This window comes from Flavobacterium beibuense F44-8 (genome assembly GCF_000769915.1).
GTDB classification, from domain to species: domain Bacteria; phylum Bacteroidota; class Bacteroidia; order Flavobacteriales; family Flavobacteriaceae; genus Flavobacterium; species Flavobacterium beibuense.
The window spans coordinates 123,427-143,129 of sequence record NZ_JRLV01000008.1; the positions used below are offsets into that span (position 1 = coordinate 123,427).

The following is a 19,703-nucleotide window of genomic DNA, read 5'->3' on the forward strand; positions in this document are numbered from 1 at the left end:
TTTGTTTATTCCTGTGTGTCGTTGGCTTCGTTAGCTACGGCTTCGAGGTAAGAAACAAAGTTATCCTCGTGGTTTACATTAAGCTTTTTTCGAACCCTGTAACGGGCGTTCTCTACACCGCGTAGGGAAATGTTCAATAGTGGCGATATTTCTTTATTAGTAAGGTTCATTTTAACGAAAGCACATAGCCTTAGTTCTCTCTTGGTAAGGGTAGTGTTGAGTTCTTTCAGTTTTTCAAAGAAATTATGGTGTACCTTTTCAAAGTTCACATCAAATACTTCCATGTACTCCTCGCCAATTTTATGCTGGTTGAGTTTTTGAAACATCTCCAGTATTTTTTTACGGGAATCGTCATTCTTAACGCTTTCTTTCAGTTGCTTTAGGTCATCGGTAATTTCAGAGAAAATATCTTTCTTACTCGCCAGTAGCATGGTGTAATTAGCAAGTTCTTTACTCTTGTTCAGTACATCTTCCTCCAAATGCATTTTGTCACGTTTAATTTCTTCCTTGTCGCGCTGTAACTTTAGCTGTTCTAGTTCCAGTTCAAGTAGTTTTTTAGTGCGCTGAGCCTCTTTTTGACTTTTTTGGTGTTCCCGTTCCATACGCTTGCTGATGTAGCGTATAATCAAAAATAAAAGTAATAGGCCGCCTATTATGTATAGTACATAAGCTAATGTGGTTTGATACCATTTAGGGAGTATGGTGAACTTATATACAGTTTCGGTACCTGTAAGGCCTGCAGTGTTTCGGCTTTTTACCTTAAAGCTATAATTGCCGGGCCTAAGGTGGGTGTATTCCTTGTAAGCGATGTTTTGCCATGTAGACCAGTTTTTATCTACATTCTCCAGTATGTAACTGTACTGTACTTCGGTGCCGTGAGTCATTTTTGGTGCGGCAAACTCAAAGCGTAATATATCGGTTTGGTTGGGTAGTGTGGCTTCTTCACTGGTAGAAAGCGGTAATAATTTAAGCTCCTGATCTTTTGAATAAGATATTTGGGTGATAATAGTATTAATACCGTCACTGTTTTTATTGCTTTCTATTTTGTAGAGATACAATCCTGTAGTGGTACCAAATAATACCTTGTTAGGACTGAGGCTTACAATACATTCCATACCACGGTTAAAGCTTCCTTTAAGATTAAGGAAAAGGTCTTTATGTAGGCTTGGATGTTTTTCGTTGGTAAAAAAGTAACCAGCTTCATCATCCTGTACAAACCAGGTTTTGTCACCATATTCGGTAAGCTTGCGTGTGTTTTTACTACTGTCCAGTATAGAGTTGAGTTGTGCGTGGGGCTCAAATCGGTTATTGTTAGCGTTAAAGCGGTATATTCCGGTATTAGTGGTGAATACTATTTCATTTTTCCAACGGGTAACATTCACATTAAAAGATGATCCCAGTCCGTTTTTATTCGTAAAGTGGTCAACCGAGCTTACCCTTTCATAAGTAGGGTTAATCCTTATCCTGAAAACTCCTTTGTAGCCGTGGCAAATCCAGTAAGTGTCGTTTTCGTCTGAAGCTATAATGTCGCGGGACGATTCGTCAAAACCTGTTATTTTATTGTGTAGTATCCATTCGCCATTGTTCTTTTCCAAGAGATATATCCCATTGTACTGTGAGGCGAGGTAAAAGCCTTTCTTGTTTTTTACAGGTGTCACTTTCCAAAATCCGTTTGCATTACCGATTCTCACCGCCTGTCCGTTTTCAATTTTAAAGAGGCCGTTATCGTGTCCTGCAATAATGTCTCCATCTAAAAGCTGTAGCGACCAGGCCTGACCATGCAGATTAGGAACTTTTTTAAAATCAAGCGCCTGTGAGCCTGAGTTTTGTGTTGAATAGTATACACCCTGATTAGTTGCCAGGTAATAGGTGTTATTGTTAATAAGCGCGTCGTATACCGAAGCCTTATTGAACAGGTAAGTGTAGGGTGATTTAAAATCGATAAAAGCAAGGCCAATGTTTTGCATGGCCCATACGTTATTTGAAGCTGTTTTGTAAAGTTGGTGAATTACGGCGTCCTGTAAGTTTTGAAATACGGCGGGTGTTTTAAGTACTTCGCCCTTGTTGTTTATTACCAGTATTTTTGAGCTTAAAGTACCCAGAAAAATAGCATCTGCCGAGTATCGTATGGCTGATATAATCTGGTCTTTTGGAATATTGGTAAAAATATTATTCAGTAGCTCCATGGTGCCGGTTTCAGGATTTCCCTCATATACATTTCCTGATTTTACGGTTACCAGTATTTTGCCTCCTGCAGCCGGGAGTATGGCTGATATTTCCTCGTTATTATATTCTGTTGAAGGGAATACGATGGTAAGCTCCCTGCCTTTACTGTCCAGTTTTAAAATACCATGATTTACATCCTGTATGTAGTAGTTGTTACCTGCAAGATTAGAGTAGATAAATGAGTTAGATGCCGGGATATGCGTTGCTGTTTTTCCGGTAATAACTATAAGCTCATCAAAAGAACGACATAGCAGTTTGTTGTTAAGGGCGTGGATTTGCCAAATGTTTTCGATATTCCTGTTTTCAAGCTGGAGGTCTTCCATTAATGATTTATAAAAATACCTTCCGTTATTGTCTTTTTGTATGGTTCCTATCTCATTGTAACCTCCGGCATAAACCATGTTGTCGTGGCCTATTTGCAGGCTTCTTACGGATGAATTATTAGGCAGGTTTATTTTTTGCCAGTGTTCACCGTCAAAAATTACTACCCCATCATTATTACCAAAAAAAATTGTACCACTATTGTCTTCACACATGGTCCAAAACTGCGGGTCGGCATTAAAATCGTTTCGGGTATACTGTTTTATCTTTCCGGTAAATGCCTGATTAGGTTTAATGGAGTCCTGTCCAAAAAACGATAAATGAAAAAAAAGTAGTGCGAAAATGTAGAAAATGTTTTTTTTCATGTGCTTTGTTAAGGCTTTGTCATCACTTTGTTAAATAACAAATAAGCGAAAACGATGTAAAAATAGCTTTTTAAGGGAAAGCAAAGCTATTAAAAAGATTGAAATACGCAATTATTTTTTTTTCTTTAAAAAATTGGTTATTAGTTTTTTGTAAAAAAAAAGTAACTAAAAAAGTAGTGGTATTTTGAAAGTGGTGTAAATAAAGTGTATGCAATTTTTAACCCTGTTCTTTACATAATTATAATTTGGCACCTATCAAAATTAAACCGAAAACGATTTCGGCTTTGCTAAAACCGAATTTTTCTCAATTTGGCCATTTGGGAAATTCAATACAGTAAAGTAAGCGATTGTTTTTCATTAATTTAAATAACTCTAACTTAAAATCTATGGGATTCAAAAACTACTTAATTTTAATTGTGTTGTGTTTTACGACCGCAGCTTTCGCACAGTCTGTTGATGTGAAGGGTAATGTAGTGGACGACGCAACAGGTATTACCCTGCCGGGTGTTAACATACTGGTAAAGGGTAAGCAGGCTAATGCATCTACAGACATGGATGGTAATTTTGTTATCAAGGCCGATGTGGGAGATGTATTAGTATTCAGTTATATTGGATACGGAACAAAAGAAGTTCCTGTAATTGATAACAGAACTATTGAGGTAAGAATGGCAGAAGATGCCACACTTCTTAACGAAGTGGTTGTTGTGGGTTATGGTTCGCAGGATAAAAAAGATATTACAGGTGCGGTTGCCACTATTGATGGTGAGAAATTTGAAAACCGTGTAAACAATCAGGTAAGTAGCCTTATACAGGGACAGGCAGCTGGTGTTCAGGTTATTTCCAACTCGGGTAAACCGGGCGGCGGATTCAGTGTACGTGTACGTGGTACAAGTTCTATTGCCGGGGGTAGTGACCCTATTTATGTTATAGATGGTGTTGTAACATCAGACACGCGTTCTCTTAATCCGGCCGATATTGAGAGCATGTCTATACTTAAAGATGCTTCGGCAGCTGCAATTTACGGTTCTCAGGGTAGTAACGGTGTAGTTATTATTACCACTAAACAAGGTAAATCAGAGAAGCCGGTTATTACTTATGATACTTATGTGGGTTTCCAAAACGTATGGAAAAAGCTGGATGTGCTTAACGCTGCACAGTATAGAGACTTAATGGAAGAGATGGGTAGAAATACCAACTGGGACTTATATACTGCCGATACTAACTGGCAGGATGAAGTATTCCAAACAGGTTTCTCTAACAGCCACCAAATATCTGTTTCCGGTAAATCAAACAAAACTTCATACTACATGTCTGGCGGTGTTGTAAGTCAGGAAGGTGCGGTAAGAAGTGCCGAAATGAAAAGAAAAACATTTAAGGTTAACCTTTCTCAGGAAGTTACAGACTGGCTGAAAGTAGGCACTAACTTTAACTATGTTGATTATAATGATGTTGATGTGACCGATAACTCTGCCGTTAATCAGGGTGGTGTTATTTTAGGGGTACTTACTACTCCGCAAAACATAGGCATCTACAACGAGAACGGAACCTTTACAAGTAACCCGTTCCAGGATTGGGAAAACCCTATTTCAAGTACAGATGCTGCTCAAAGAGGTTACAGAAACCAAAGAGTTTTTGGTAATGTATATACTGAGATTAATTTCCTTAAAGGATTAAAATTCAGATCGGCTTTAGGTATCGACTTCAGCAATGCAAAAAGCGATTATTTCTTAAATCCTTACACTACAAGTTACGGACGTGCTATGAAAGGTATAAGCCGTTACCAAACCTGGTTAAACAACTATTACAACTTCGAGAATACATTAACATATACTCTTGATGTTAAGAAACATCATTTTGAGGTTCTTGCCGGTACAGTGTACCAAAAATGGCGTGCAGAAAACAGCAGTATTGAAACAAGAAACTTTGCTGGTGATGCTATCTCTACTCCAAACGGAGGTTCGCAAATTGTTACAGCTACTGCCGATAAGACAGAGCAGGTTAATTCATCTGTAATTTCAAGATTAAACTATGGCTTTGATGATAAATACCTATTAACGGCTAACTTCAGGGCAGATGGTTCCACTAAATTCGGACCTAACCAAAAATGGGGTTACTTCCCTTCATTCTCGGCAGGTTGGAGAATCTCTAACGAGGAGTTCTTCTCAAATGTAGAAGCAGTGAATGATTTGAAACTTAGAGCAGGTTGGGGTCTTGTAGGTAACGATACCGGTATTGCAAACTATGCATGGTACGGTACTGTAGTTCCAGGTTCTAACTACCCTATTGGTGGTGCTACTCAGCCGGGTAATTACCCAGGAAGAATCCAGAATGAGGATTTGAAATGGGAAGCCTCAGAACAGCTTAACATAGGTATCGATTTAGCGCTGTTTAATAACAGAATCCGTTTCACTGCCGATTACTATAAGAAAAACAGTAACGACCTGTTACTATATGTGCCAATACCAAGATCTACAGGTTTTGATACAGCATTAATGAATGCCGGTGAAATTGAAAACAAAGGTTTTGAATTTGCTGTGAGTTCTGTAAACATGGACGGTGAATTCAGATGGACAACAGACCTTAATATTTCGTTCAACAGAAATAAAATTACAAGCCTTGTAGGTGAAACAGTTTCTGCTGGTAATGTTGCCGGAAGGGGTGATGCTGTTCGCCTTGAGGAAGGTCAGCCTGTAGGTACTTTTTACGGTTATGAGTGGGGTGGTGTAGATCCTGATACCGGTAATGTATATTACATTGGTGCGGACGGAGAAGCAACTTTTAACCCAACAGATGATGACCGTAAGATAATTGGTAACCCTAATCCTGATTTTATTTATGGTGTGACCAATAACCTAAGCTACAAAAACTTTAACCTTAATATATTCTTCCAGGGATCTCAGGGTAACGATATTTTCAACGCTACAAGAATTGAGACCGAAAGTATGATTAACTCTAAAAACCAGTCGGCAGCAGTATTAGACCGTTGGCAACAGCCCGGAGATATTACTGATATCCCAAGAGTATCTACAGACGGTAGTATCGCAAACTCAAGAATCTCTACAAGATATATTGAAGACGGATCGTACTTAAGACTTAAAGCGATAACATTAAGTTATAATTTTACTAAGAATGTTACCGACAAAATAGGTCTTAGTAACCTAAGCATCTATACTACAGGAGAAAACCTGTTTACTATTACAAACTACAAAGGTTTTGACCCTGAGGTAAACTTTGCAGGAAACAGTACTCAGGTATATGGTATAGATTACGGAACATACCCGCAAACCAGAAACATAATTTTTGGTATCAGGGCATCACTTTAATTAACAGAACAGTATGATTATGAAAAATAAAAAAATAGTTTTTTCACTTTTACTGGCAGGATTTTTATTCACTGCCTGTGAAGACGGACTGGACGATACTCCTATATCGCAGTCTATTAAAGACAACGCCTATACATCGGGCGACCAGATTGAGGCAGCCCTAACAGGTGTGTATGAATCTTTTCAGGGGAATGATTACTATGTTTGGGATCATGTCCTGTTTTCAGATGTACGTTCGGATAATCACTATGCAGGTGGCGATAACCCTGAGGTTTTCCAGATAGATGCCATAAACATAGAAACTGCAAATGGCAGGGTTTTCAATGCATGGGCAGCAATATATAATGCGATAGCAAAAGCTAATGTGGTACTGGAGCAAACTCCGGGAGTATCTCAGCAAATTACAGAGGAAAGAAGAGAGCAGATAATGGGAGAGGCTTACTTTTTAAGGGCTTACCATTACTATACACTGGCAAGATTATTTGGAGGTGTGCCTATTATTACGGCTCCGGTAAATTCTGCCGATCCATCGGTAACAAGACAGCCACGTAACACAGCAGAAGAGGTGTATGCACAAATCATTACTGATCTTGAGACAGCTGCATCTATGCTGCCTGATACTTATGGAGATGATCCAAGTACAAACAAAGCACGTGCTACTAAAGGCGCTGCTTATGCTTTACTTGCCAAAGCTTATGCTCAAAAGCCAAACCCAGATTACGGTCAGGTAATAAGCTACGCAAACATGGTGCTTACAAGCCCGGCAGGTTACAACCTTATGGGTAGCTATGCCGAACTGTTTGACGGTAGCCACTACAATAACATGGAATCGATACTTGAAATACAGTACTTAGGAGGTAACGAAGGTACATGGGCTCCGCAAATGCACCTGCCACCATCTGTTAGTGGTGATACATGGAGAAAATTTGTAACACCATCTCACGATCTTGTAAATGCATATGATTCTGAAGGTGATGAGATTCGTAAAAATGCAACCATCCTTTTTGAGGAAGTAAGCTGGGTAGATGAGTACTGGGGTAATGCTACAGGTAGTTCTATTCCTTTTGCATACAAGTGGAAAAACGCTATGGGTTGGGCAAGTTCTGACCATGTTTACCTACTTCGTCTTGCAGATATCATCCTTTTAAAAGCAGAGGCACACAATGCCCTTGGGGATATTGCAGCTGCTGCAACAGAAGTAAACAAAGTAAGAGAAAGGGTAAACCTTCCTGATTTAACTACAGAGCAAATGGCTTCTACAGCAGTTATGAAACAGGTAATTCTTAAGGAAAGAAGACTTGAGCTTGCTCAGGAAGCACATCGTTGGGATGACCTTGTAAGAAACGGTGTTGTGGTAGATGTTATGAACAGTGTTCAGGATATTGATTTAAGAGATGGTCAGCCGGTAAATTACAACATGCAGGCGTTTGAGGCTTATCTTCCTATACCGCAACAGGAAATAAACAGAAACCCTAACCTTGTTCAAAACGAGGGGTATAACTAAGAACAGAATACTATCATGAAGAAATCGCTTTGGTTTTTTGGCTTAGCCTGTATATTTTTATCGTGTTCAAGCAGTGAAGACGGGTCAACAACGCCTCCGCCGCCTCCGCCGTCCCAAAACAACGGAAATGTTATTGGCAGTGCCAATGTTTGTGTAACCACAGGGAACAAAACTAAGCTTTTAAGCCAGCAATCTTCAGTAGCTATTTATGATAATAATGCGACCGATTATCCGTCAGTTTCTGTTGATTTCTCACAGCAGTATCAGGAAATTGACGGTTTCGGAGCCGCATTAACAGGTTCATCGGCTTATGTAATAAGCCAGATGGGGACTTCGGAAAAGGAAGCATTACTACAAGATCTTTTTAGTACCGATGAAGGGATTGGGCTTAGCTACCTTAGATTGACTATAGGGGCGTCTGATTTTTCACTGGAAGATTTTACGTATAATGACCTTCCTGTAGGAAGTACCGATCCTAACCTGGAACAGTTTTCCATAGCGGAAGATGAAACACATGTTATTCCTGTATTGCAGTCAATCCTGAATTATGCTCCCGATATTAAAATACTTTCCAGCCCGTGGAGTGCCCCGGCCTGGATGAAGGATTCGGGTAGTTTGGGAGGTGGTAGTCTTAACCCGCAATGGTATGATACTTACGCCGATTATTTTGTGAAGTATATAAATGCTTATGCAAATCACGGTATTAGTATAACTGCGGTTACTCCTCAAAACGAACCGTTGCATGAAACTACAGGATACCCTACTATGGGAATGACTGCCGTGGAGCAGGCTGGTTTTATTAAAAACAGTCTTGGCCCTAAACTCCAGGAGGCAGGATTAAATACAAAAATTATAGCATACGATCATAATTTCGATCAGCCGTCCTATCCTATAACGGTATTGGGCGACGAGCAGGCCAGCCAGTATATAGACGGTTCGGCTTTTCATGCTTATGCCGGAGATGTTTCGGCTATGAATCAGGTGAATGCAGCCTTCCCGGATAAGAATCTTTATTTTACCGAGGTTTCTGGAGGTGAGTGGAGTACTGATTTTACCTCAAACCTTAACTGGAACATGAGCAATATTTTTATAGGTACCACTAAAAACTGGTCTAAAAACGTATTGCTTTGGAATCTTGCCCTAAACAGTAATCATGGCCCTGTAAATGGAGGCTGTACAGATTGCCGTGGTGTGGTAACCGTAAGTTCGGGCGGACAGGTAACTAAAAATGTTGAGTACTACAGCCTTGCCCATTTTTCAAAATTTGTAAGGCCGGGTGCAAAACGTGTCAGCTCAACCGAGTTTGATAATTCCCTTAACCTAAAAAATGTAGCCTTTGTGAATACCGATGGTTCTAAAGTACTGGTAGTGCTTAATGCCGGAGGGATTACAAGAAACATGTCGGTTATAGTAGGGGATACTAAAATAAATTATACGATAGAAGCTAATTCGGTAGCGACTATAGTATGGCAATAAAAACCGCATTTATCAAACATTTACAATAACAGGGCCTAAGGGCACTTTTAAACATTATGCATAAAAAAAATACCTCACTGAAAAAGATTGCTTTGCCGCTTTTAAGCCTTGCTATGCTGGCAGGATGCGGAACGGCAGAAAAAAAGAACGAAGCCGAACTGTGGCTAACCATGCCGGATAAGTCGGTTGCTTTTGAAAAGCAGGAAAACTTTTTAGTTAAAGAAACAGAAAATCAAAATGTAATAACAATAGATACCTCTAAAACCTATCAGGAAATGGATGGTTTTGGCTATACACTTACCGGAGGTAGCGCTAAACACATAACCAATATGTCGGCTCCGGCAAGAGAAAAGTTATTGCAGGAATTATATGGCACCGGCGAAGGTGATATTGGCGTAAGCTACATAAGGGTTAGTATAGGTGCTTCAGACCTTGATGAGAAATTATTCTCTTATAACGATCTTCCGGAAGGGGAGATCGATGTGAACATGGAGAAGTTTGACCTTGGTTACGACAAACAATACCTTATACCGATATTACAACAAATATTGAAAATAAACCCTGATATAAAAATATTAGGTTCGCCTTGGTCACCACCGGTATGGATGAAAGATAACGGTGATACACGAGGCGGTAGTCTTAAGCCTGAATTTTATCCGGCTTACGCAAAATACTTTGTGAAGTATATACAGGAAATGAAGGCAAACGGTATTACCATTGATGCTGTTACCGTACAGAACGAGCCTTTACATCCGGGTAATAACCCAAGCCTTTTAATGCAGGCAGAGGCACAAAAGGAATTTGTGAGAGACCATTTAGGGCCTGAATTTGAGAAGAACAATATTAAAACCAAGATAATAGTTTACGATCATAATGCTGACCGTCCGGATTATCCTATCACCATTCTTGATGACCCGGAAGCTGCTAAGTATGTAGATGGTTCTGCTTTCCACTTGTATGGCGGTACTATTGATGCAGTTTCTCAGGTTCATGATGCGCATCCAAATAAGAACTTATATTTTACCGAGCAATGGGTAGGGGCTCCGGGCGACTTTGCAAAAGAGCTTACATGGCATACTGAGAACCTGATAATAGGTGCACCAAGAAACTGGTGTAAAACTGTATTAGAATGGAATCTTGCTGCCGATGAGAATCAACAGCCGCATACCGACAGGGGTGGGTGTGACCGTTGCCTTGGTGCGGTTACGATAACCGGAGACGAGGTTACAAGAGAGCCTGCTTACTACATCATAGCGCATGCCTCTAAGTTTGTGCGTCCGGGTAGTGTAAGGGTAGACTCTAACATGGCAGACGGATTGCCAAACGTAGCTTACCAAACGCCAAATGGTAATGTGGTGGCTATTGTACAAAATACTTCAAAAGAAGACAAAACAGTAAAAGTAAATGCAGGAGAGAAAAATGCGGTTGTTACTCTAAAGGCAGGGGCGATTGCAACTCTTGTATTGCAATAAAAACAAGGTTTAGCGATACATAGTTTATCCCTTTAAACATTGAGTTTTTTGTGATTGCCTAATGGCAAAAGGGAAATAAAAGCTGTCCGCAATCTATTTAACAGCACAGGTGTGCGCTAAACCTTTTTTAGATAAAGAGTAAAACATAGCTTTTATACCGGCACTTAAAAGCCAGAGCTTTCGGCGTAATATTGTGGAAATTGTTACGACTGGTGATTACAGTGCTGTTATGATCTTAAATAACTTTTTTATTAAAGTATAGTTTATGTTTAGGTTAGTTACTGAGCCGCGCTTTTAGCGCGGCTCTTGTGTTTTATAGTTGCAGGAGTACAGTTGTATTTGTACTTTTAATAAAAATACACATGCTATGAAAATATCCCTAATCCAAACCGCCCTTCAATGGGAAGACCACGAAGCAAACAGGCAAAACTTTACCCGTTTAATAAACGGTGTTGAGGAAGAAACCGACCTTATTATACTGCCCGAAATGTTTGCTACAGGCTTTACCATGAAACCCGAGCCTGTTGCCGAAACAATGGATGGGGAAACGGTACAGTGGTTAAAAGGTATGGCTATACAAAAGGGATGTGCCATAACAGGTAGCCTTGTAATAAAAGAAGAGGAGAAATATTATAACCGACTTATTTTTGCACACCCTGACGGAAAAATACAAACCTACAACAAGCGCCATCTGTTTACCCTTGCAGGGGAAGACAAAGCCTATACTCAGGGTGATGAAAAACTTATAGTGGAATATAAAGGTTGGAAAATCTGTCCGTTGGTGTGTTATGATTTACGATTCCCGGCTTTTTCACGTAATGTTGAGGACTATGATTTGCTGCTCTATGTGGCAAATTGGCCTACGCCAAGGGTACAGGCATGGGATACACTTTTAAAGGCAAGAGCGATAGAGAATATGTGTTATACGGCAGGTGTAAACCGTTGCGGTATAGATGAGAATGGACACAACTACCCGGGGCACTCTCAGGTGTTGGATTGTTTTGGCAATGAGTTAGCTAAAGCAGATGCCGATGAACACGTAATCACCCTCTCACTAAACAAGGACGCCATGCTGGAAGCCCGTAAAAAATTCGGTTTTTTAAACGATAGGGATCGTTTTATTATGGTAGTGTAAAGGTTTCCATTACATCCCAGCTTTCCCTAACGTTTATCTCTTTAGGTTTGGTTCCTTCAAGGAAGTAGTGCACCTCCTCCGGCTGTCGTTTTTCAAGATAATTGCCAGAATCCCACTTGCGGTTTTTGTTGTCGTCATAAATAACCCTTAACGAATACATATCGGCAGGGATGTTATCAAACGCCATTTCGGTTTGCGATTCGTTTTCAATATAGCTGGTGCCTATTATTTTTTCTTTTGAATCCAGAACCTCAAGTATTAACGGGAAACGCCTTGCATTCGCAATTTTAAGGCGCAGGTTACCATAGTTAGAATACATTTTGGTTGTTACTGTGTAATTAAGAGTGTCATTCTCTTTCTCATAGAAATCTTTAATTGCACCGGGTAACATGGTAAAACTGTACTTTTGGCTTTCTTCTTTTGTAAAGTCAATTTTCAGGTTTTGCTTCATAGCATCATAAGAAGTCTTGAAAGGCACTGCTATGGAGTCTTTATTAATAAGCGAAATTTTGGTGGTATCAATATCTACAATAGGTGTGCTGGTGTATATGGCAAAAGTATCTCTAAAGTGTATTGTTCCTTTTTGTACAGCAGAAACTCCTAATGAGTCAATTGCTTTCATTTCCTTAGGTTTTACTACAAACTCTTTTATGGAATCCAGTTTTTTAACCGAGATTAATAATGAATCGGCTACACTATTGATGTTTCTTGGAGTCCATATTTGTAGTGAGTCTTTTTCAGGTACTTTGGTAACAAGTGTTTTTATAAGCTCCTGCGTAGCGGCATTTTTCACTTCTACAGTTACATCTTTAGCATCGCCTTCATATCCTGCAAAGTAACGGTTAGATGATGCCTGTATAGGTTTTAAAGCTTTGAACTCTCTTTTTTCTGAGAAAAGGGTTAGCTCATAAAGCGTATCGTTAGGGATGCTTATAGGCTCTTCAAAAAAGGCAATTTTGTCTGACTTTGGGTCGTATTTATAGTTGTTATTGTTATCCTTTAATGCAAACAGATAGTATTTACCTTCCTTAAGGTTTTCAAGATTGTAGTTTACCATGCTGTCCAGTGTGTTGGTTACATAGCGTGGTTTTTCTTTATATACGGTAGAGTCGTTAAAAGTTTCATTAGCCTCATACAACATTACAGTAACAAAGTTGTCGGGCTTTTTCTCAAAGGCATCTTTAATATTACCCCTTAGCATAAGCGAGTCAATGTAAGGCCCGGTAGAGAAAATAAATTTGAACTGTGAGTACGGGTTACCTTCGTTATTATCGGTAATACTCTGCCCGAAGTTAAAGCTATAGGTAGTGTTTTCCTGCAGGGTGTCTTTTATTTTAATGCGGATAAACTTGCTGGCACTTCCCATAGGGGTAATGTCAGGGTTGTTTTTCATGGGCGGGGATATAATAAGCTGTTTGTTTATATCCTTAATTTTAATGTATTCGCTAAAGTTTATCTGTATCTCCTTACCTGTAAAATCAGTCGTCATATTATTTGGCGTACTGTATACTAACACCGGAGGAATGGTGTCTTTAGGTCCGCCGGATATGGTTCCCCTTTTAGCACAGCTGTTTAATGATAAAAGCGAAGCAAATAATACAACTGCCGATAGATATATGATAAATTTAGTATTGCGCATACGAAGTCCCTTTAACAGCACAAAATAACAATTATATTTAGTGTAAATAAAATGTTTTTGTAAAATTTAAGTGTGTGCATAGGCTATAGTTACGATACTCAACTTTGATTCCGGAATTTTTAACAGTGCTTTGCCACAGGCTTCCAGAGTGGCGCCGGTGGTTATTACATCGTCAATAAGCAAAAAATGTTTGTTCCTGTCGGCTTCGGTGGGATTAACGTCAAAAGCCGAACGGGTAATCTCAGCCCTGTCTGTGAGTCCTTTTTTGGTTTGTGTTTTGGTGTAGTTTTTTCGAAGTAACAGTGCGTCATTGTAATTAGCATTCAGTCCGTTTGCTAATGCTTTCCCAAATTCGGTAACCTGATTATACCCGCGCTCTTTTAATCGTTTTTTGTGCAACGGTACAGGAATTACATCGGTAACCGATTGTAATGCTTCTGTATTTAGCAGGTGGGCTATATATAATTCGCCCGAAAGCTTACCTATTTCTTGATGTCCCCTGTATTTAAGGTTATGAATAAGTTGTTGTACTATACCTTCCTTATGGAAATACAGTAAGGACGAAGCATGTTCTAACGGAAGCCTGCCGTAAAATTTGTTATAGGTTTCATTTTCCTTATTGAACCAGTGTTGTGTGTAAGGTAAGTGATGGCGACATGCGGTACATAGAATTGTCTCGTTTTCCAGTAGGCTGTTATCGCATCCGTTACAGGTTTTGGGGTATAATAAGTTGACTAAACTTTTGAACATGCCGCAGTTTTTAAAAAGTTTTTTTTACCCATTCCCATACACCTTTTTTCTTTTTTTTGGTGCTCAGGTTTAGTGATTCTTCTGTTATATAGTATGTTTCATCCCGGTTGCGTGCTCTTCTGTACTTGCATTTTCTTAGCGGGACTGTAAGTTTTATTTCTTCGCCTTTATCGTCATAATAGCCTTCAAACACCATTTGTTTAGAAGGTCTCCTTGAAGGGTATGTAAAAGCGGTAAGAGTATCGTTAACTTTTGCCGAATAAGAAAGAGCATTCCCCTTGTAGGATACTTTGATGTTTTTAAAATTAAAAGCTTTATAGGAGCTTATGTATACGGTTCGATAACTATCTTCGGTTATGCCTCCTTCGTTATTGAATGTTGTTTTAGTGGGTTTGCCCAGGCAAAACAGGTAGGATCCTTCTTTTTGCGGTGCTTTAAAAAGATACCTTTTACCATCCTTTGCGATAAAAACCTTCAGGTTGGTTTCTTTCCAAAAGGAATCAGATTTTTGTTTTTGATATACTTTTAAATCAGGTTCTGTTTTACCGTTTTTAGCTGATATGTATACTATCCCTCCAGACCATTTATGTGTAAGTGATTTTATATCGATATTAATTTCGGCTACTGCTTCTACCATTAATACATTGTTGTTTATATCAATAGCGTTTATGCCTTTTGCAATCATTTGTTCTGTGGTGCTTAGAGCTTTGCAGTAAATCCCCGGATTTCCTATTGATGCATAGCTAATATCATTAGCAAGAATGCAAATTCCCTTATCACAAAAAAACTGTACTTTATTGTTTTGTTGTGCTAAAGAAATTGTTGTGAGAAAGAAAAATATAAGGAAGATTGTAGCTTTCATAGATAAGGTTGGTTGTGCTAAAATAATTCTTTTTGGTAACAGTCAGGTAGTAAGCTGTAAAAAGATGATTTTTTTTACCTATAAATTAATCAGTTTGTTTATAATTTAAAGTGTAAAACAATCCCTTTTTATATTTTTGCACCATGGCAAAACAGGAAGATATTTTTAAGAATGTAATTTCGCATGCTAAGGAGTACGGATACATATTTCCGTCAAGCGAAATATATGATGGATTAAGCGCTGTGTATGACTACGGACAGAACGGTGCCGAACTGAAAAAGAACATTAGGGAATACTGGTGGAAATCAATGGTGCAGATGCATGAAAACATTGTAGGTATTGATGCATCGATATTTATGCACCCAACTACGTGGAAGGCATCGGGTCACGTTGATGCTTTTAACGACCCGTTGATTGACAATAAGGATTCCAAAAAAAGATATAGAGCAGATGTTCTTATTGAAGATTATGCCGAAAAATTAAACCAGAAAGCCCAAAAAGAAATCGATAAGGCTAAAGCCCGTTATGGCGATGCTTTTAACGAAGAGGAATTTAAGGCGACCAATGCTCGTACTAAGGATTATCTTGAAAAGAAAGATGCTATTCTTAAACGTATGGCTCACAGCTTAGAGACCGAAAACCTTGCCGATGTAAAAGCACTTATTGAGGAGCTTGGTATTGCCGATCCTGAAACCGGTTCTAAAAACTGGACAGAGGTACGCCAGTTCAACCTTATGTTTGGTACTAAACTGGGAGCTGAGGCTGCAAGTGCAATGGACTTATACCTGCGTCCGGAAACGGCACAAGGTATTTTTGTTAACTTCCTTAACGTACAGAAAACCGGTAGGATGAAGGTGCCTTTTGGTATTGCACAAACCGGTAAAGCTTTCCGTAACGAGATTGTGGCAAGGCAGTTTATTTTCCGAATGAGGGAGTTTGAACAAATGGAGATGCAGTACTTTGTTCGCCCGGGTGAGGAACTGAAATGGTACGAATTCTGGAAAGAAACTAGATTAAAATGGCATAAGTCACTTGGATTAGGTGAGGAGAAATACCGTTTTCACGATCATGAGAAACTGGCTCACTATGCTAATGCTGCTGCCGATATTGAGTTTGATTTCCCATTCGGTTTCAAAGAGCTTGAAGGGATTCACTCAAGAACTGATTTTGACCTTAAAGCTCACGAGAAGTTCTCGGGCAAAAAATTACAGTTCTTTGATAATGAACTGAACGAGAATTATGTGCCGTATGTTGTAGAAACTTCTGTTGGTTTAGACAGGATGTTCCTTGCGGTATTCTCAAGCTCGTTAAAAGAGGAAACACTGGAAGACGGTTCAACCCGTACCGTACTTAGCCTTCCGGCTGTGCTGGCACCTACTAAGGCAGCTGTACTTCCGTTAATAAAGAGAGACGGACTTCCTGAAGTAGCCCGCGAAATCATTGAAGACCTTAAGTGGGACTTTAACGTAGCTTATGATGAGAAAGATGCTGTAGGCCGTCGTTACAGAAGACAGGATGCCCTTGGTACTCCGTTCTGTATTACGGTAGATCACCAAACGCTGGAAGATCAAACGGTAACCATCCGTCACCGCGATACTATGAAGCAGGACAGGGTGAAGATATCAGAATTAAGAGGTATTATAAATGAGGAGGTTTCGGTAAGAAACTGGCTCATGAAAATGAAATAAAAGAAACTGGCTCCCATCGGGAGCCTTTTTTGTTTTCTGTGAAATAAAAATTTTGAGAATGATACATATCTTTTTCGTAACTTAGATATGGTAACTATTTGCTATGTAGTGTTTTAGTTGTTGTTGCTTCCCAAAGTTAAGCGTGATTTGCTGATGTTCCGGTTTTAAAACCGTAATGCTTTATGTGAACAATAAATATCTAAACTTATAAAGAAGGAAACCATGAAAAATGTAATCAAACTAATCACCATTTGCTTGTTTTTGGCTGTTTCGCCAAAAATTTTGGCGCAGGACTGGGTTACAATTGCCGAAAAGAAGGTGAACTTTAAAGCCGAAAAAGATGTGGTAACGCCACGTGGCAATGAGAAAAATATTGAAAAAATCAGGATTAAGTGTACTCAGGGTACCGTGAAACTTAAAAAGGTTTATGTTGAAATGAGCGACGGAACCAAAAAAGAATATGACGCCAAAGGAGTGGGTGTGCTTACCAAGGGGATGACTTCCCTTGCATGGGATTTACCAGGAAAAAAGGGCGAGCTCAAAATAAAAAAGATAGAACTGGAGTATGATTCGGTTGGGAACATGCTCGTTACCAAAAAAGCTGTTGTAGAGATACAGGGTAAGGTTTCAGGATAATATAAATAAACAAGGCTCCTGTAAGGAGCCTTTTTTATATACTGTTATTTTTAAAAACGGTATCCAATATTTAGATCTCCTCTAAAAAAAGCATCAGGAGCATACTCATTTCCGCCAAGGGTTCTGCCTGCACCTACAAGTAGTTCCAGTACAAAGCCAGTCTTGTTAATCCATTTTTTGCCTAAAGCCAGTCCAACAGCACCAACATTAAAATCTTCTTTTCTGGTGTATGAATAACCTACGTTAGGGTCGTAGGTAGTTTCATAAGAGTGTCCCATAACATATTTTCCAAAGCCTTCTACAAAAAAGCCTTTTGCTCCATATTCTTTTGATTCCTGAAAATAAAAACGTGCAAAAGGAGTTATTGAAAAGTCTTCAGGATAATCATTATCCTGGTCAAAATTATAAAGTACTGATGCTCCAAAGGAGAAATCTTTACTTTGAACATATTCATAGGTGCCTTCGGCAATAGCACCTGCCAATAATTTAATCCCGCCAAGTTTTACTTCGTGTTTTTTGTTTACTGCAGAAGTTTCTTCTTCCTGCGCATAAGCTGAAACCCCAATAATTAAGGCTAATAGTAAGGTGATCTTTTTCATATTTTAGTTTTTTTACAGCAAAACTAAAATATTATTTAAAATAAAAAAAAGTTTTATGTAAACAGGTTAAATAATAAAAAGACTCCTATTTGGGAGTCTTTTTTTATTATATGTTTATTCCTAAAAACCACATTTGCCCCCTAAGCTTATATTTAACTCAACCCCCTTTTTGTTATTCCATTTGCCTAAAGAAAATCCGTTGGAAGCATCATCGCTGGGACTATTGCTGTATGTATTTATGCTGAAATGCCCTTCAGGGTATTTTTCAACATACATTGAAAAAAAATTGTTGGATGTATGTTTTTTTGATTCCTGAGAGTATGGATTTATGTAATTTTTATCGGATTCTGATTCAAAAAGAACTGACTCAAAAGAAAAACCCTCACTTTCTAACTGTTCAGGTACATCTTCCGCTATAGATACTTTATTTTTTTTCTCCAAATCTGAAACTTCTTTTTCCTGAGCATAGGCAGAAAATTTTAGAAAGATAAGTGCTAATAGTAAAATTATCTTTTTCATTTTGAATTGTTTTTATCATAAAGCTACAGCTTTTGTTTTTAAGATGGAAAACAAAGCGCTTATTATTAGTAGATTATATTCATAAAAAAGTCCGATTACGAGTATCGGACTTTTAAAGTATTATTCTTTATTTTCTGTAAGTGAGTTCCAGCCTCTGGCTTTAAGCGGAATCTTAGTGTTGGCACGGGTAATAAGATGTGTGCCTTCGCTTTCGGGGGTCATGTGCCCGATAACCGTAAAGTTAGGGTTACCCTTTATTTTGTCGTAATCACTTTGTTTTATGGTGAATAACAATTCGTAATCCTCCCCTCCGTTTATTGCTACCGTAGTGCTGTCAATATTGAACTCCTCACACACGTTAATGAACTGAGGGTCAATCGGGATTTTTTCCTCATACAGATTACAGCCCACACCACTGGCTTTTGAAATATGGATAATCTCAGATGATAGTCCGTCAGAAATATCAATCATGGCTGTAGGCTGGATTTCAAGTGCTTTTAAAAGCTCTTTGATATCCTTGCGGGCTTCCGGCTTTAGCTGACGCTCTATAAGGTATGTATAAGCGTCTAAATCGGGCTGATTATTAGGATTTACCTTAAATACCTCTTTCTCCCTCTCTAATACCTGTAGCCCCATGTAAGCCGAACCTACATCGCCTGTAACTACAAGAAGGTCGTTATCGTTTGCACCGTTACGGTACACCAGTTCGTCGGCATCTGCCTCACCAATAGCGGTAATGCTTAAAATCATACCTTTTTGGGATGAGGTAGTGTCGCCACCTACAATATCTACATCATATATTTTTGCGGCAAGTTTAATACCGTCATACAGTTCGTCTAACGCCTCAACCGGGAAACGGTTAGATACCGCTATGGAAACCGTAATTTGTGTAGGCTTTGCGTTCATGGCGCAAATGTCGCTCACATTTACTACCACAGCTTTGTAGCCCAGGTGCTTTAACGGAACATATCCCAGGTCAAAGTGTACGCCTTCAACAAGTAAGTCGGTAGAGATAACTGTTTTCTTATCCTTAAAATCAAGTACGGCGGCATCGTCGCCAATACCCGTAAGGGTAGAAGAGTGTTTTATCTCAATATTCTGTGTTAAGTGTTCTATAAGGCCAAATTCGCCAAGCTGACCTAAATCAGTGCGCTGTTGGTTTTTATCTTCAATCATTTCTTTTAGGTT

At 39.1% G+C, this 19,703-nt stretch carries 14 protein-coding genes; 7 read left to right on the forward strand and 7 right to left on the reverse strand.

What is annotated here, in order from left to right; translation table 11 throughout:
* Positions 1 to 5: 5 nt before the first annotated feature.
* A complete protein-coding gene (locus Q763_RS08725) occupies positions 6 to 2,912 on the reverse strand; it encodes a helix-turn-helix and ligand-binding sensor domain-containing protein (RefSeq protein WP_035133297.1) in 2,907 nt (968 codons plus the stop codon).
* Positions 2,913 to 3,298: 386 nt separating this feature from the next.
* Between Q763_RS08725 and Q763_RS08730 the strand changes: the two genes are divergently transcribed.
* The 5 genes from Q763_RS08730 (at position 3,299) to Q763_RS08750 (ending at position 11,822) form a co-directional block, all read left to right on the forward strand.
* Positions 3,299 to 6,235, forward strand: a complete 2,937-nt coding sequence (locus tag Q763_RS08730) for a SusC/RagA family TonB-linked outer membrane protein (protein ID WP_035133298.1) — start codon at positions 3,299 to 3,301, stop codon at positions 6,233 to 6,235.
* Positions 6,236 to 6,254: 19 nt separating this feature from the next.
* Positions 6,255 to 7,739, forward strand: a complete 1,485-nt coding sequence (locus Q763_RS08735; protein WP_035133440.1) for a RagB/SusD family nutrient uptake outer membrane protein — start codon at positions 6,255 to 6,257, stop codon at positions 7,737 to 7,739.
* 15 nt (positions 7,740 to 7,754) lie between these two features.
* Positions 7,755 to 9,215 (forward strand): glycoside hydrolase family 30 protein, encoded by a 1,461-nt coding sequence (locus Q763_RS08740; protein ID WP_035133301.1) that lies wholly within the window; start codon positions 7,755 to 7,757, stop codon positions 9,213 to 9,215.
* Positions 9,216 to 9,271: 56 nt separating this feature from the next.
* Positions 9,272 to 10,687 (forward strand): glycoside hydrolase family 30 protein, encoded by a 1,416-nt coding sequence (locus Q763_RS08745; protein WP_035133302.1) that lies wholly within the window; start codon positions 9,272 to 9,274, stop codon positions 10,685 to 10,687.
* Positions 10,688 to 11,054: 367 nt separating this feature from the next.
* Positions 11,055 to 11,822, forward strand: coding sequence for an amidohydrolase (locus Q763_RS08750; RefSeq protein WP_035133303.1), 768 nt, complete (start codon positions 11,055 to 11,057; stop codon positions 11,820 to 11,822).
* Here Q763_RS08750 and Q763_RS08755 read toward each other — a convergent pair.
* From Q763_RS08755 to Q763_RS08765, 3 genes are all read right to left on the reverse strand, one after another.
* A complete protein-coding gene (locus Q763_RS08755; protein ID WP_035133304.1) occupies positions 11,809 to 13,461 on the reverse strand; it encodes an Ig-like domain-containing protein in 1,653 nt (550 codons plus the stop codon). The genes Q763_RS08750 and Q763_RS08755 overlap by 14 nt on opposite strands.
* Before the next feature lie 66 nt (positions 13,462 to 13,527).
* Positions 13,528 to 14,211 (reverse strand): ComF family protein, encoded by a 684-nt coding sequence (locus Q763_RS08760; protein WP_035133306.1) that lies wholly within the window; start codon positions 14,209 to 14,211, stop codon positions 13,528 to 13,530.
* 10 nt (positions 14,212 to 14,221) lie between these two features.
* Entirely contained in the window at positions 14,222 to 15,073 is an 852-nt protein-coding gene (locus Q763_RS08765) for a hypothetical protein (RefSeq protein WP_035133307.1), read from the reverse strand.
* 143 nt (positions 15,074 to 15,216) lie between these two features.
* Between Q763_RS08765 and Q763_RS08770 the strand changes: the two genes are divergently transcribed.
* On the forward strand, positions 15,217 to 16,761 hold the full coding sequence (locus Q763_RS08770) for a glycine--tRNA ligase (protein WP_035133309.1): 1,545 nt from the start codon (positions 15,217 to 15,219) through the stop codon (positions 16,759 to 16,761).
* Positions 16,762 to 16,983: 222 nt separating this feature from the next.
* Positions 16,984 to 17,397, forward strand: a complete 414-nt coding sequence (locus Q763_RS08775; RefSeq protein ID WP_084596044.1) for a hypothetical protein — start codon at positions 16,984 to 16,986, stop codon at positions 17,395 to 17,397.
* Between the two features lie 50 nt (positions 17,398 to 17,447).
* Here Q763_RS08775 and Q763_RS08780 read toward each other — a convergent pair whose 3' ends face one another.
* From Q763_RS08780 to thiL, 3 genes are all read right to left on the reverse strand, one after another.
* Positions 17,448 to 17,996, reverse strand: coding sequence for a DUF3575 domain-containing protein (locus Q763_RS08780; RefSeq protein WP_035133312.1), 549 nt, complete (start codon positions 17,994 to 17,996; stop codon positions 17,448 to 17,450).
* A 120-nt stretch (positions 17,997 to 18,116) separates the two neighbouring features.
* On the reverse strand, positions 18,117 to 18,515 hold the full coding sequence (locus tag Q763_RS08785; protein ID WP_035133313.1) for a hypothetical protein: 399 nt from the start codon (positions 18,513 to 18,515) through the stop codon (positions 18,117 to 18,119).
* Positions 18,516 to 18,635: 120 nt separating this feature from the next.
* Positions 18,636 to 19,691 (reverse strand): thiamine-phosphate kinase, encoded by a 1,056-nt coding sequence (thiL, locus tag Q763_RS08790; protein ID WP_035133315.1) that lies wholly within the window; start codon positions 19,689 to 19,691, stop codon positions 18,636 to 18,638.
* Positions 19,692 to 19,703: the final 12 nt, after the last annotated feature.